The sequence below is a fragment of the Clostridium polyendosporum genome (genome assembly GCF_018332455.1).
GTDB lineage: Bacteria > Bacillota > Clostridia > Clostridiales > Clostridiaceae > Clostridium_AY > Clostridium_AY polyendosporum.
Genome location: NZ_BOPZ01000001.1, coordinates 150,982 through 166,054, shown reverse-complemented (window position 1 = coordinate 166,054; position 15,073 = coordinate 150,982). Strand labels below are relative to the sequence as shown.

Annotated in this window: 13 protein-coding genes; 3 read left to right on the top strand and 10 right to left on the bottom strand. The window is 31.6% G+C overall.

Annotation, left to right across the window (positions count from 1 at the left end):
• Nucleotides 1-463: 463 nt before the first annotated feature.
• The gene (locus CPJCM30710_RS00655; protein WP_212902230.1) at nt 464-1,765 is read right to left on the bottom strand and encodes an aminotransferase class V-fold PLP-dependent enzyme; all 1,302 of its coding nucleotides are present in this window, start codon (nt 1,763-1,765) and stop codon (nt 464-466) included.
• Between the two features lie 310 nt (nt 1,766-2,075).
• On the opposite strand from CPJCM30710_RS00655, the gene CPJCM30710_RS00650 reads away from it, so the two are divergent.
• Both CPJCM30710_RS00650 and CPJCM30710_RS00645 read left to right on the top strand, forming a co-directional pair.
• A complete protein-coding gene (locus tag CPJCM30710_RS00650) occupies nt 2,076-2,510 on the top strand; it encodes a hypothetical protein (protein WP_212902229.1) in 435 nt (144 codons plus the stop codon).
• Nucleotides 2,511-2,531: 21 nt separating this feature from the next.
• Nucleotides 2,532-3,185, top strand: coding sequence for a DUF4397 domain-containing protein (locus tag CPJCM30710_RS00645; protein ID WP_212902228.1), 654 nt, complete (start codon nt 2,532-2,534; stop codon nt 3,183-3,185).
• Between the two features lie 123 nt (nt 3,186-3,308).
• On the opposite strand, the gene CPJCM30710_RS00640 is transcribed toward CPJCM30710_RS00645, so the two are convergent.
• Genes CPJCM30710_RS00640 through CPJCM30710_RS00630 form a run of 3 tightly spaced genes read right to left on the bottom strand, consistent with a single transcriptional unit; the run spans nt 3,309 to nt 6,593 of the window.
• Nucleotides 3,309-4,517, bottom strand: coding sequence for an ABC transporter permease (locus CPJCM30710_RS00640; RefSeq protein WP_212902227.1), 1,209 nt, complete (start codon nt 4,515-4,517; stop codon nt 3,309-3,311).
• A 12-nt stretch (nt 4,518-4,529) separates the two neighbouring features.
• Nucleotides 4,530-5,249: an ABC transporter ATP-binding protein gene (locus CPJCM30710_RS00635; RefSeq protein ID WP_212902226.1), complete on the bottom strand. Its 720-nt coding sequence runs from the start codon at nt 5,247-5,249 to the stop codon at nt 4,530-4,532.
• Nucleotides 5,250-6,593, bottom strand: coding sequence for an efflux RND transporter periplasmic adaptor subunit (locus CPJCM30710_RS00630; RefSeq protein WP_212902225.1), 1,344 nt, complete (start codon nt 6,591-6,593; stop codon nt 5,250-5,252).
• Between the two features lie 250 nt (nt 6,594-6,843).
• On the opposite strand from CPJCM30710_RS00630, the gene abc-f reads away from it, so the two are divergent.
• Nucleotides 6,844-8,763: a ribosomal protection-like ABC-F family protein gene (gene abc-f, locus CPJCM30710_RS00625; RefSeq protein WP_212902224.1), complete on the top strand. Its 1,920-nt coding sequence runs from the start codon at nt 6,844-6,846 to the stop codon at nt 8,761-8,763.
• A 258-nt stretch (nt 8,764-9,021) separates the two neighbouring features.
• Here the strand turns inward: abc-f and dut are convergent, their stop codons facing one another.
• From dut to CPJCM30710_RS00595, 6 genes are all read right to left on the bottom strand, one after another.
• Nucleotides 9,022-9,462 (bottom strand): dUTP diphosphatase, encoded by a 441-nt coding sequence (gene dut / locus CPJCM30710_RS00620; RefSeq protein ID WP_212902223.1) that lies wholly within the window; start codon nt 9,460-9,462, stop codon nt 9,022-9,024.
• A 464-nt stretch (nt 9,463-9,926) separates the two neighbouring features.
• Nucleotides 9,927-10,598 (bottom strand): hypothetical protein, encoded by a 672-nt coding sequence (locus CPJCM30710_RS00615; protein ID WP_212902222.1) that lies wholly within the window; start codon nt 10,596-10,598, stop codon nt 9,927-9,929.
• 74 nt (nt 10,599-10,672) lie between these two features.
• Nucleotides 10,673-11,293, bottom strand: coding sequence for a V-type ATP synthase subunit D (locus CPJCM30710_RS00610; protein WP_212902221.1), 621 nt, complete (start codon nt 11,291-11,293; stop codon nt 10,673-10,675).
• Between the two features lies 1 nt (nt 11,294).
• Nucleotides 11,295-12,677, bottom strand: coding sequence for a V-type ATP synthase subunit B (locus tag CPJCM30710_RS00605; protein WP_212902220.1), 1,383 nt, complete (start codon nt 12,675-12,677; stop codon nt 11,295-11,297).
• Nucleotides 12,678-12,688: 11 nt separating this feature from the next.
• Entirely contained in the window at nt 12,689-14,449 is a 1,761-nt protein-coding gene (locus tag CPJCM30710_RS00600) for a V-type ATP synthase subunit A (RefSeq protein WP_212902219.1), read from the bottom strand.
• Nucleotides 14,434-15,072 (bottom strand): V-type ATP synthase subunit E, encoded by a 639-nt coding sequence (locus CPJCM30710_RS00595; RefSeq protein WP_212902218.1) that lies wholly within the window; start codon nt 15,070-15,072, stop codon nt 14,434-14,436. The genes CPJCM30710_RS00600 and CPJCM30710_RS00595 overlap by 16 nt, the downstream gene beginning before the upstream one ends.
• Nucleotide 15,073: the final 1 nt, after the last annotated feature.

The window sequence follows — 15,073 nt, the reverse complement described above, 5'->3', positions numbered from 1 at the left end:
TAACTCCTCATTGATAATCAGATAAAATACAAGGTTGCACAAACTAATTCATTTTGTGTGTAAAATTTTATATTTCGTGAAGTCAAACATGCTAAAACATTTAGAGAAAAAAAATCAGACACATTTGATAATAAAGTGTGTGCCTAAACTGCTATATATACTGGTTTAGGAATGGTGATGGCGCACCCTAAACCTTGAGGAACTACGACTATCAGAAATAAACTAACGACTACCACCAAAGAATCTCATCCATTTATGCATGTGGAGTGTCAAGCTAAATAAATATAAAATATTTTATAACTAACAAATAAAAAGTATGCTCTTTTTCTTTATAAAAACTTCATATTCCTGATATTCCATTATATAGCACAAAGTATAGTATATCACACTTCAGCATATAACGTACATTTAGTATGTTTTAAATAACCTAAATAAATTTTAAGGTGCAGTCTTTTGCTGCACCTTATTTTTTATATTTCATTATTATATATTCCATAACATTCAAAAATTCATTCACTTCATAAATTGTATTATATAATCCAAAGCTAACTCTTACCATTCCAGGCTTAGGTTCTTTAGGATTTAGAACATATTTCAGAGCGTCTCTCTCACTTATATTTAAAAGCCTTTTAGCATAAGGTTGAGCACAGAAGCATCCATTTCGTACAGATATTCCTCTATAGTCTGAAAGCATTTGTGCTAAATCTTCATGATAGATCCCTTCTACATTTAATACAACAATACCAAGCCTAGTTCTATCGCGATTATCACCATACATAATAACTTTAGGTATACTTTCTAAACCTTCAATCAAATAATCGCTTAACATCCTCTCATGTTTCTCTATGCTGTTATATCCAATTTTATTTATTTCTTTTATCGCTGTAATAAGAGCGAGTACGCCTAATACGTTAGGTGTACCTCCTTCATCTTTTTCTGGAGCTTCTGCCCAATATACATCATCATCCATAACAGCATCTACAGTGCCTCCCCCTAGCATAAAAGGTCCATTATTTTCAAAATATTCCCTTAAACCAACTACAGCACCAACTCCATAGGGGGCATACATTTTATGAGCAGAAAATACTAAAAAATCAATACAATCATTTCCTTGATATCCGCACATATTAACTTTGTTATGAGGTACTAGCTGTGCTCCATCCACAATAATCTTTGCACCATATTTGTGAGCTAAATAACTAATTCTATGGATATCATTCACATATCCTGTAACGTTTGAAGCTCCTGTAATAGAAACAAATTTTACTTTACCTCTATTTTTATAAAGTTTTTCCTCCAGTTCCTTAAGCTTAAGCCTTCCCCATCTATCTACCTCTATATATTCTACCCTACAAATAGCTCTCCATGGTAAATCATTAGAGTGATGTTCCATTCTTGAGGTTATTACTACATCATCCTTGCTATCTACTAAAACACTAGCTAAAAGGTTCAATCCTTCTGTTGCATTTTTAACAAACACTACTGTATAATCTTTTCTTCTTTTAAGATTAAAAAACTTTAAAATTTCCGCCCTTCCTTCATTATAAACTTTAGTACTAACAGTAGACTTATAACCTTTACCTCTTCCTATGGAACCATACCATGGTAAAAAGCTATCTACACAACTTACGACACTTTTAAGTGGTGGAGTTGTGGCTGCATTATCAAAATTAATACCTGTAACTTTCTTTCCAAACTTTGTCGGTATAAAGTTATCAATTCCGTAAAACAACTCTCTGAAATTCATTTCTTTCCTTTCATCCATATCAACTACCTCCACTATATTCTATTCACTATCTTTTTAATTGTCCATGAAGCATTATTATTTATATAGGATTTCTAAGCTACATTTATATGAAGTTTAAAATCAACTCATAGCTAAATTTTCAATTTAATATAAAATATTAAATTCTAACTATTTTTTGATTATTAAGTACTTAACTTGATTAAAGATAAACAACTTAAATCCTCAATCAATTTAGTTATGAAGTCGCTTATCTATACTTAAGGTTGAATATTATCATTATCTTTATCATAGTTATAAGTATAAATAGTGTGATTTTGGAGGTATACCAATGTATTCAGACAAGAAATATCGAGAGGATAATATAGAATCTTCTGACTTAGGATTTGAGCCGTTTTCCTTTGAAAACCCTAATCCAAACGACTTTTGTCCGTATTTCTACAATACGCCACCAGTAGATTATATGCCTTTTAATGTTATGGATGACTTTTACGCTAGAACAACTCCTCCCCAATTTTACTGGATGAATGCTCTTTTTAGCCCACCAATGGACGAAATGATGACCTCAATGAACATATTTGAGGATTTGGACTCAGACTTAGATTCAGAGAATGAGAGATTTGATAAAGAAAGAGTAGATATGATCGTATCTAGAATCGAAAAAGAACATCCAACTGTATTTAAAATATTTGGAGTATATAAAATCCCATATTCTATGACTAAAAAAATAATAAGAAAAATCATATCTATTACGTTAAGATATTAATTAATAAAGGAGTCACTTTATATGTACTGGGATAATGACTATTATAGTTATAGAAACATAAACACCTTTAGAAATGCTATGCCAAACCTTAAAAGTCTAATCAGATTATTTCATGCATCACCAACAGCACCATCAGTAGATGTTTATGCTAATGGTAACCTTATAGCTAAAGATCTTGCTTTTTCAAAATTCACAAACTATATTGAAGTTTCTCCTGGGGAATATAAAATTGAAATATTTCCAACCGGCACTAAAGAAAATCTAGTTATAACAAAAACTCTAGAGGTTGCTCCTAATAGTATTTTTACAGTAGCTGCTGTTAATCTTCCAGCAAATTTAGATCTCTTGGTAATAAAAGATGCTAGTGGAGCTGTAAATCCCAATATATCCTTTTTAAGATTTATTTCTCTTTCAACAAATGCACCATTGCTTGACTTATCTATAGGCACAAACAAATTATTTAAAATGGTTGAATACAAAGAAATCACAGGGTATTATCCCTTATCCCCTGGAATTTATACCTTTGACTTAGCCCCATCAGGTGTAAGTGCCTTGACTTTACGGATTCCCGATGTAAATCTAAGACCAAATAAATTTTATACAATTTATGCTATAGGGATTGTAGGAGGAACTCCTAGTATTCAATCTGTACTTATACAAGATGGAATACGATAATAATAGTAACAAAATTGAATAATCTATTGTCAGATTTCACTTTGTGAAATAATAGAAAATAAAATGTTATAGGCATTAAAAAAGATGGCTTATGCCATCTTTTTACCTTAAGTAAGCTACATTTTATTCATATCTAAGTGCATCAATAGGATTTAACTTTGCTGCCTTTCTTGCAGGGTATATACCAAAGAATATACCCACACTACTAGAGAAAAGTATTACAAGGATTATATGTTTCATTGAAAGTACAGGAGTTACTCCCGCAAAACTTCCTAACCCAAAAGCTCCTAATACTCCTATTATTAGTCCTATAAACCCACCTATTAGAGATATAATTACAGACTCCATAAGAAACTGTATTAATATTGAACTAGTAGTTGCACCTATAGCCTTTCTTATACCAATTTCCCTTGTTCTTTCGGTAACAGAAACAAGCATTATATTCATAACACCTATTCCGCCGACTAACAATGATATTGCTGCCACTGCACTAATAAAGGAAGTAAATATATCTAAAACTTTATTTATTTCATCAATTTGTTTCATTAATTGCTCTGCATAATATAACTCTTTGCCCTTATTGTTATGCCTTGTTTCTATTATATTTACTGCTTCTGAAGCAGCATCTTCTACCTTATCCTTGGATTCTGCCAATACATAAATATTATCTATAGTTCCATCTCCATCATAAAGATTATTCAAAGATGTAACAGGTATTGTTATTATAGCTGGTACTTGATCTCTACGAACATCAGCCATGAACCTACTTGTCTTTGTGATTCCTATAATTGTTATCTTTTTAGGTGTTGTATTCCTTCCTATTAGAAGACTTTCTCCTACAGCGTCCTTATAACCAAAAAAATATTCTGCAGTAAATTCATCTATAACCCCAACATTTTTTGCTTCTTCAACTTCCTTATCATTAAAGAATCTTCCATAGAGAAATTCATTATTTTGAATATAATTTATATCAGTATTTCCTCCACTTATTACAGCCCTCTTATTTTTATTATCATTCTTAGCTATTCCCTGCTTTTGAAGAGATGGAGAAGCATATTTTACTGATGAACTTTTATCTTTTATTGCCTTAACATCACTTAATGTAAAATAATCTGATTTTGTAGCACTTTGAGGGTTTATCTTTAATTCAGCAGTAGATGACCCTATTTTTTCAAATTCTCCTGTTATACTTTCCTTCCCTCCTGTACCTAAAGCTAATATTGTTATAACAGAACTTATTCCTATAATAATACCAAGCATAGTTAAGAAAGATCGAAGTTTATTTGACTTTATACTATCAATGGACATCTTAAAGTTTTCAAAAAACTGCATTTAGTTCCCCTCCTATGCTAATTCTTCATCTCTTTTTTTCGTTAATATTTTTCTGTTTTTAACTATTTCATCTGATATAATTAGTCCATCCTTAACCTTTACAAGCCTTTTTGTGTACTGAGCTATATCTGGCTCATGAGTTACCATAATTATTGTAGCTCCATCATTATTAAGTTCTTGAAAAATCCCCATCACATCTTCACTAACCTTTGAGTCTAAGTTCCCTGTAGGCTCGTCTGCCATTATAACAGATGGACTATTTACTATCGCTCTAGCAATTGCTACTCTCTGCTTCTGACCACCTGAAATCTCATTAGGTTTATGCTTTATCCAATTTGTAAGTCCTACCTTTTCTAAAGCTATCAATGATTTTTCTCTTCTTTCCTTATAAGGTATACCTGCATATATCATAGGAAGTTCTACATTTTCAAGTATAGACATTCTTGGAAGTAAATTAAAGTTTTGAAATACAAAACCTATTTCCTTATTTCTAACTCTTGCAAGTTCATTTTCGCTCATATTAGATACATCTTTTTCATTTAGAATATATTTGCCTTTATCTAATCTATCTAAGCATCCTAAAATATTCATTAAGGTACTCTTTCCTGACCCAGAAGGTCCCATTATAGCTGTAAATTCACCTTTTTGAACACTTAAATTAACACCCTTTAAAGCGGTATAGGTTATATGACCAGTTCTATAGGTTTTAAAGACATCTATAATTTCAATCATCTATTTCTCACCTTCACCACTTTCTTTAACAATTATTCCATTTTCTATTGAAGTATTTGGATTTAATATTACTTTTTCTCCTTCATTTACTCCACTTAGAATTTCAGCATTTAAATCTGATTGAAGTCCAACTTTTACTTCTTTTTCTGTTACTTTTCCATTTGAGTCAACAATATATACTAGTGTTTTGCCACCCTTAGCTGATTTTAATGCTTCTGTAGGAACATTTACAACTCCATTCTTTTCTCCTAGAAGTATATCTATATCAGCATCAAATTCTACTTTTAAAGTATCTCCAATCTCTAATAAATCAATATCAGCATCTAATGTAACATCTGAAGAAGCACCTGCTGCTGCTGCTGGCAATCCACTTTTTTTTCCTGCTGGACTTAAGAAGGATACTTTTCCATTGTAGCTCTTTCCCCCAGCCTTAACCACAGCAGATTGATCAAGCTTTACTCTTTCAACATCTGATTTACTAAGAGATACTACAACCTTTAAAGAACCAAGATCTTTAAGTTCAACCACAGGTATTGAAGGATTTGCTACTCCACCTTCAGAAACATTAACTGCTGTTATTACACCATCGAAATCAGCAACTATGCTTCCACCTGATGATGCTTTTAATTTTGCATTATCAAGGCTTAGCTTTGCAAGAGATACTGCATTATCAGATTGTTTAACTTTATCATTAGATATAGGTTGAAGATTTTCTCTTTTTGCCTTCGCTTTTTCAAGTTCTGTCTGATATTTTGTAAGAATATTTTCATTTTGTAGTGTATTTTGTGTTATTTTTATTATATTTTGCAAATCTTTTATCTGACTGTCTAAAGATGCAATTTTTACCTTAGCTTTTTCAAGGTCTGTTTCATATTTTGTAAGAATGGTTTCATTTTGCACTGTATTTTGTGTTGTCTTTATCTTATTTTGCAAATCTTTTATCTGATTATCTAAAGACGCAATTGTATCCTGAATATTGTTCTTCTGATTTAATAAATCATCTCTGCTAAGCACTGCATTATCATACTGTAATTGAGCCTGCTGTACTGCACTTTGAAGATCTGAGTTATCAAAAGTTACAAGAACATCGCCTTTTTTAACACTATCTCCAACCTTTACTTTCACTTTGGAGACTTTAAGTTGTGAACCATAATAGTCCTTAATATTTTTTGATTTAATGATTCCAGTAGTATTTAAGTATGACTTAATACCTCCTTTTTGCGCCACTGACGTTTTTACAGTAATAACCTTAGGATTTTTCTTTAAAAACGTGGTTAACGATAATCCTGCTATTATAACAACAAAAACTCCAGTAACTAATGCTATCTTTTTTCCCCTACTCATTTTTAGGGTCACATCCTTTCCTATGTAGTATATTAGTTAACTATATTAAATTTATTATACCGTAAAAAATATAATACACTAAAGGGAATTTTATAAATATTTCCAGAAATATATTGCAATATTATTGTAGTACATCATTTAAAATATACTATCCATTACCTTTATGTAAAATATTTGCTTTAATTGTCATGCGGTCTGTGAGATAGTATAATAAGTAATAGTCAAATTAAGAAATAAAGGAGTTTTAGAAATGATTGTCATTGGCTGTAAGGATGTTAAGAAAAGCTTTGGAATAGATGAAGTTTTAAAAAATGTGACTTTTAATATAAATGAAGGAGAAAAAGTAGGTCTTATTGGTGCAAATGGAGAAGGTAAATCTACACTGTTTAGGATCTTAACAAGGGAACTTTCCCAAGATAATGGTGATTTGTTTATTGATAAAAACAAAACCATAGGATATCTTTCTCAACATCTTGCTTTAGAAAGTTGTAAGACAATTTATGATGAATTACTTAATGTTTTTGAGGATATTTTAAGACTTGAAAATAAGATTAAAGACCTTGAAATAAAAATGAATGAACCTTACGATCACGCTAAGGAAGATTACCATAATAAATTAATAAAAGATTATACTACTAGTCAAGAACTTTATGAGAACAGAGGGGGATATACCTTTAGAGGCGAAATATCCAGAGTGTTAAAAGGACTAGGATTTACTGAAGAGGATTTTTATAAGGAAATAAAAGTACTTAGTGGTGGGCAAAAAACAAGAGTTGCTCTTTGTAAGCTATTACTTATAAAACCTGACATACTACTACTAGACGAGCCTACGAACCATCTTGATCTAGAAGCAATCGAATGGTTAGAAGAATACTTAAAAAGCTATAAAGGTACTGTACTTGTAATATCTCATGATAGATTTTTCTTAGACAGTATAACCACTCACACCTTTGAACTCATAAACGGTCATATTAACTGTTATAATGCACCATACACAAAATTTCTTGAGCTACGACAAAAAAGTTATGAAGCTCAATTGAAGGCATATAATCTTCAACAGGCGGAGATTAAGCGTCAAGAGGAAATAATTGAACGTTTCCGTTCATTTAACAGAGAAAAAAGTATAAAGGCTGCTGAAAGCAGGGAAAAAGTCCTTGCTAAGATGGAGAAAATTGATACACCTGATAGAGATAAAGGAGCTTCAAAAATAAAGTTTGAAACTCAAATAAAAAGTGGTAATGATGTAATTCATATAGAAAATCTTTCTAAGGCATACGGAGATAAGATACTGTTTAAAGACGTAAATTTTGACCTTAAAAGAGGGAATAAGGTTGCTCTTATTGGAGAAAATGGAAGAGGGAAGACTACTCTTTTTAAAATTATACTAAATCAAATACAACAAGATAGTGGTTCAGTTGTACTAGGAAGAAACGTATTTCTAGGATATTATGATCAAGAGCAATCAAATCTAAATCTAGAAAATACTATTTTAGACGAGATATGGGATCAATTCCCTAAGATGACTACCACCGACATAAGAACAACTTTAGCATCTTTCCTTTTTAATGGAGATGAAGTTTTTAAAAAGATCTCTCTTTTAAGTGGTGGAGAAAAATGCAGAATCAATCTATTAAAGCTTATGCTCTCAAAATCCAATTTTCTTCTTCTTGACGAACCTACAAACCATTTGGATATAATGTCTAGAGAAGCACTTGAAGAAGCCATATTAAGCTATGATGGCACACTAATAGTAATTTCTCACGATAGATACTTCTTAAACAAAGTTATAGATAAAATATATGAACTAGAAGAGAACGGCGTTAAGCAATATCTAGGAAACTATAGCTACTATACTGAGAAAAAAAGAAATCCGAATAGATATGAAGGTTTAGAAGAAGAACAAGCTGGAAAAACTAAAACCCAACTTAAAGAAGAAAAAAGAAAAAAAAGAGAAGCTGAAAAATCTTTAAAAGAAGCTGCTCAAAGGCTTAAAAACATAGAGAAGGAAATAAGCACCAAAGAGGAAGAACTTATAAAACTTCAAGAAATGCTCTGTCTTGAAGATATTTATTCGAACCCTCAAGAAAGTGAACGAGTAAATAAGGAAATAACTTTCCTTCAGGAAAAAATAGATTCTCTTTATATGGAATGGGAAGATTTAGCTCAGTAAAATTAACTAAGCATCGCCCGTGCTGAGCTTTAGTCAGATTTAACTTCGTAAAATGACAGCAAATCAATTCAGTTGCGAAGTCATTTATCTATAAAATAATAGCAAGTAAAAAAATTAACTTAACCATTAAGCTGTTAGATTAAAGCAACTCCTTTTTGGTTAAGTTATTTTTTCTACAAACTAGAAATGCAATCCTTATATATCTATTAATAATACTTATTAAAGAAATATTTCCTTACAATACTAAATATAAAATTATTATCTCAATCCAGTAGAACCAAAGCCACCCTTTCCTCTTTCAGTATCTGAAAGATTAGAAACTTCTTCAACGCCAACTCTCCATATTGGTTTAACTACTAATTGAGCAATCTTCATTCCTTTTTCTACCTTGAATGGTTTTTTTCCATGGTTAATCATTATAACTCCTACTTCACCTCTATAGCCTTCATCTATAGTGCCAGGAGTATTCAAAAGAGTTACGGAGTGCTTTAAAGCAAGACCGCTTCTTGGTCTTACCTGAGCTTCTGTATTCTTAGGTAATTCTATTCTTATACCTGTCTTAACAAGCTTAGTTTCACCTGATTCTAGAAGTAATTCTTCCACTGAATATAAGTCTAATCCAGCATCACCTTCATGGGCATAGTTTGGAAGAATCGCATCTTCATGAATTCTATGTACCTTAAGTAAAAATCTTTCCATATAATTCTCACCTTTCCAATAAATATAGATATACAAATTTATAATTAAAGTTAGAATTCTTTTTAAAAAAATTAATTCTAAAATTTATTTAATATATTTTTGGGGACATTCTTCACTCTCCTAGGAGGATATGGATAGCACCTTATGTATCTTTATTTCTAAGTTTATATTATCATATATAGTTTTTCCCTACAAATTTATATAGAGCCTATTTTGAAATTATAAGAAAGTAAAAAATCGCCAAGGCGACTGTGGAGCTGTCGATTTTTTTTATGCATCTGCCTTTCCGAACACATGTGAGGAAAAATTGACAGTCGAATTATATTTTATTTTTTACTCTTTAGATGTCGTAATTAAACTGGCCGTCCTAAATTACATTTTCAAGTTATCCATAATTCTTGAATTTTATAATTTCCTAAAGAGTAAAAAAAGAGATGAAGCTCCTATGCCTCATCTCCTATTGATTAAAAGAAAAATCCTCCAAATCCAAATGGGAAGAATCCACATCCAAAGAAGAAGAATAGTATTATAAGGATCAATATCTCATCATCAAAATCATCGACACGACGTCTTCTTCTACATCTAATTCTACTACTTCTACTCATACTTCTACTCCTACTCCTAAATTCTTTTATTTTATTAATAATTATTATGTCAAATTCTCTGTTATCTTCATCAATTGTAACTTGGTCGGTTGGTAAAAATATAGGTTCCTCAAAAATACATCTTCTTATTAGTTGAACAACCTTATAAATACCATCTCTGAGATTGTTAAAAACTACTCTTCCATTAGCGTTTGTAACCTCAGCATCTACAAACTCTAATGAACATCCCACAACCCTGAATAACACTATTGTAACACCACTTATGGGTTCACGTTCGCTGCATCCAAGTACTGATGTTACAGCTATTCTTCCCCTTCTTTTATGGGATTTAGAACATGACTTACTACTCATATCATCACAATCATGCTTCCTACTAGACTTACTATGAGATTTTGATATATCATCACAATCATGCTTCCTACTAGACTTACTATGAGATTTTGATGTTTCTTCCCTAGCTGTGAAATCATCCTCAAATTTGAAGCTATCAAAAGAAATATTATCAAAAATTTCGTTGAAATTTTTATCCATGGTATCCCTCCTTTCATCCTTCTCCTACATATTATGAAGGGAATACCAAATTTGTGATTATATCCGACATCTTCCTAAATTTTTACTAACCTTCTCTTTTTAACTTTTTTTAACCTAAATAAGTCTTCTCTCTCTTTCTCCTCAAGTACTTCGCTTATAAATTTTACAATTTCCATGTATTTAGGAATAGATATATTTTCTAAAGCATTTGCTCTTCTCTGAGTTTTTTTAACTTCTACTGCTAATCTATAAATAGAATTTTCAACTTCACTAAGTTCATATATAATATATTTAACTCTATTAAATATTAGTATTGCTTCATCAATTGTTCCATTACTTGTAAAAAAACTATAAGTTGGTTTAACAGGTACTGACTTATACACAATTTCAGGAAGCTCAACTCCCATTACACTTCTAAATCTAATAAAGTAATCATCTGCTTCACCTACAGAAAGTGATATATCCTCCACAGTAGACATACCAGAAGTTATACTTGCTCTTTGAAGAACTTGATAAGCATTAGCAAAAGCGGTGTTCATTTCTTCTTGAAGAGTTTTTACCCTTTCTAAATATAATAACATTTCCTTAATAAGTACATTTCGCTTTTTATCTAAAAGTTCATATCCTTTTTTAGAAAATTCCAAGGAACTTTTTGAAGCCATTAGATTAGCCTTAGTTGGCGCTAAATTTTCCAATTTAACTCACCACATTTCCATAGTATTTATTTAAAATTTCAGGAGATACCCTATCCAGTTCACTTTTTGGTAGTATCGAAAGTACGCTCCATGCTAAATTAAGAGTTTCTTCCATATTTCTACTTTCATCAAATTTCTGTTTAAGAAATTTCTCTTCGAATACTCTTCCAAAATTCATATAAAGCTTATCAATATCTGAGAGTTCCTCTTCTCCAATTACTTGAGCTAGAGCTGTAACTTCTTCAACTCTTGAATAGGCTGAGAAAATTTGATTTGCCACTTCACTATGATCTTCTCTGGTATAACCCTTTCCTATACCATCTTTCATCAACCTAGAAAGTGAAGGTAATATATTTACTGGTGGATAGATTTCTCTCTGCTCTATACTTCTGCTTAAAACGATCTGTCCCTCCGTTATAAAACCTGTTAAATCTGGTATTGGGTGAGTAATATCATCATTTGGCATTGTAAGCATAGGAATTTGTGTTATACTTCCTGATTTTCCTTCCATCATTCCTGCCCTCTCATAAAGAGATGCTAAATCTGAATAAAGATAACCTGGATATCCCTTTCTACTTGGCACCTCTTCTCTTAAGGAAGATAATTCTCTTAAAGCTTCACAGTAATTTGTTATGTCAGTAAGTATTACAAGCACATGCATATTTTCTTCAAAAGCAAGATACTCTGCGGCAGTTAATGCACATCTTGGAGTTATTACTCTTTCAACAATAGGATCATCTGCAAGATTTGTAAACATTACAACCTTCTCCATAACTCCTGCCTCTTCAAAACTTTTTTTAAAAAAATGTGCATCATCATGCTTTATCCCCATAGCTGCAAAAACTATACAAAATGATGATTTTTCATCATCTCCAATCTTTGCCTGTCTTATGATTTGTGCTGCTAACTCGTTATGAGATATTCCGTTTCCTGAGAACACAGGAAGCTTTTGCCCCCTTATTAAGGTAGTTAAACAATCTATTGAGGATATTCCAGTTTCAATTAAATTTCTAGGATATCTTCTTGCTACAGGATTCATAGGTCTTCCGTTAATACTAAATCTATTATCCGAGTAAATAGGTGTTCCTCCATCTATTGGTTCACCAATCCCATTAAATTCTCTTCCTATAATCTCTTTAGATAATGATAGTTTAAAGGATTCTCCGGTAAAAGTGACAGAAGCATTGATAACTGATATACCAACAGTTGACTCAAACACTTGAATTATAGCTTTATCCTCATATATTTGAACTACTTTACCTTTTTTTTTATGTTGCCCTTCTACCTCTATATCCACAACTTCATCATAGCTTACACCCTCAACATTGGACAGAATTATAAGAGGTCCCTGAACACTGTTAAGCTTTAAATATCTTTTTTTCATGGTACCCCCTCCTAATCTTTATATTTATCTTTAAGTCTACAAAAATGATTATTGATTTCTTCTTCTAGTTTTCTTAACGAAGAAAAGTCATCATTAGAGACATTATATTTCATTTTATATAGCTGTTCCATTAACCTTTTATCCATAATTAAGGATATGGGGATTGCTCTTTTTACGGCCTCTAAGCTTTGATCATAGAATTTCTCTATAACCTTAAGCATTGAATATTGCTTTTCTAGTGGAACATAAGTATCTACATCATTATAGGCATTTTGTTGTAGGAAAGCTATTTTAAGCACTCTAGATATATCCATAATTAATCTTTGATCATCTGGAAGTACATCTTCTCCTACCAACTTTACAACCTCCATAAGTTTATTTTCTTCATGAAGAATCTTTAACATTTTCCCTCTTAAATCTATGACCTCTGGAGAAACAAATTCTTCATACCAATCCTTAAGTAGTCCAAGATAACCACTATAACTTGAAAGCCAATTAATTGCGGGATAATGCCGACTATACGCTAACTTTTTATCTAAACTTAAAAATGAAGATACAAACCTTTTTGTATTTAAGGTTACTGGCTCAGAAAAATCTCCACCTGCGGGAGATACAGCTCCTATGACAGTTACGGACCCTTCAGTTCCATTTAAATTTTCCACATACCCAGCTCTCTCATAAAATTCAGCAAGCCTTGATGGAAGATAGGCTGGATACCCTTCCTCTGCAGGCATTTCTTCAAGCCTACCAGAAATTTCTCTTAAGGCTTCTGCCCATCTTGAAGTTGAATCAGCCATTATAGCAACATGATAACCCATATCTCTATAATATTCTGCAATAGTAATACCAGTGTATATGCTTGCTTCTCTCGCAGCTACGGGCATATTAGAAGTATTGGCTATCAATACTGTTCTGTTCATAAGAGGAAGGTTAGTACGAGGGTCAATAAGTTTTGGAAAATCTTCTAATACCTCAGTCATCTCATTTCCCCGCTCACCACAACCAATATATACAATAATATCTGCATCTGACCACTTAGCAAGTTGATGTTGAGTCATTGTTTTTCCTGTTCCAAACCCCCCAGGTATTGCACAGGTTCCTCCTTTACCTAATGGGAAAAATATATCTATGATTCTTTGACCTGTTATTAAAGGTTTAAAAATTCTTTTTCTAAATGAAACAGGTCTCGGCGTACGCACAGGCCATTCTTGATAAAGCTTTAACTCATGAACTTTTTTTTCATCTTGAAGCTTAACTATAACTTCCTCTAAAGCGTACTCTCCAGTCTCTTTTATACCTATAACCCTACCCCTTACTTTAGGAGGAACCATAAGCTTATGAATAACAGAAGGAGTTTCCTGTATTTCTCCATACACATCTCCTTCCCTTAACTCTTGTCCTATAGAAACTTTAACACTTACTTTCCAAATCTTTTCTTTGTCTAAGGAAATCAGACCAATACCTTCTGGTATAAATCCATAATACATATTATTTATTGTAGTTAATGGCCTCTCAATGCCATCAAATATATTTCCTAATATTCCTGGCCCAAGCTTCAAAGAAAAAGGATTTCCAGTAGAAACTACCTTTTCACCAATTTTTAGTCCAGTGGTTTCCTCATAAACCTGAATTGTAGCATAAGTTTCTTCTAAGATTATTATTTCTCCTATAAGACTATTTTCTCCAACTAATACCATCTCTCTCATTTTAAATCCATTCATACCTATAGCCTTGACCACTGGACCATTTACACCAATTATACTTCCTTCCATTCGTTTACCTCCTGGGTGAAAAGCTCCATAACTCTCTTTCCAATTAGTTCCTTGTTATCATGTATTTTTGAATTTAGCGTATTATCTAAAACAAAGCTTTTATCCTCATCTATCAATAACATTCCACCTAACATATCCTCATTACTATAAGAAAGCTTCACTCTAACATCATGGAATCTCTTCAATATATCAATTATCTCATCTTTATACTTTTCTATGTCTTGTTTAGTTAGCATTAACTCATAACTTCCCTGCTTTACTTTATCTAAAATCTCTTCTATACTTTTTAAAAGATAATCTTTATATTGTGGACTTTTAGTAAATTGATCTATTTTTTTGTAAACTTCTATAACAACTTCTTTAATTAACTGCTTTCTAAGAAGCATATTTTCTTTTTTAAATTTAAGTTTCTCATTAGAAACAATTTCATTTCGCTTAAACCTTCCTTTTTTTTCTATGTCCTTTAATACTTCTTCCCTTAATACAGCAATCTTTTTATATTGGACATTAAGTTTTTCATTCTTTTTCTTCTCAAACTCCAATATACTATTTTCTATTTCCGCATCAAGTTTTTCATAAATTATTTTTGAGAAAAGACTTAGTTTATCATCTATAGTAGTCATG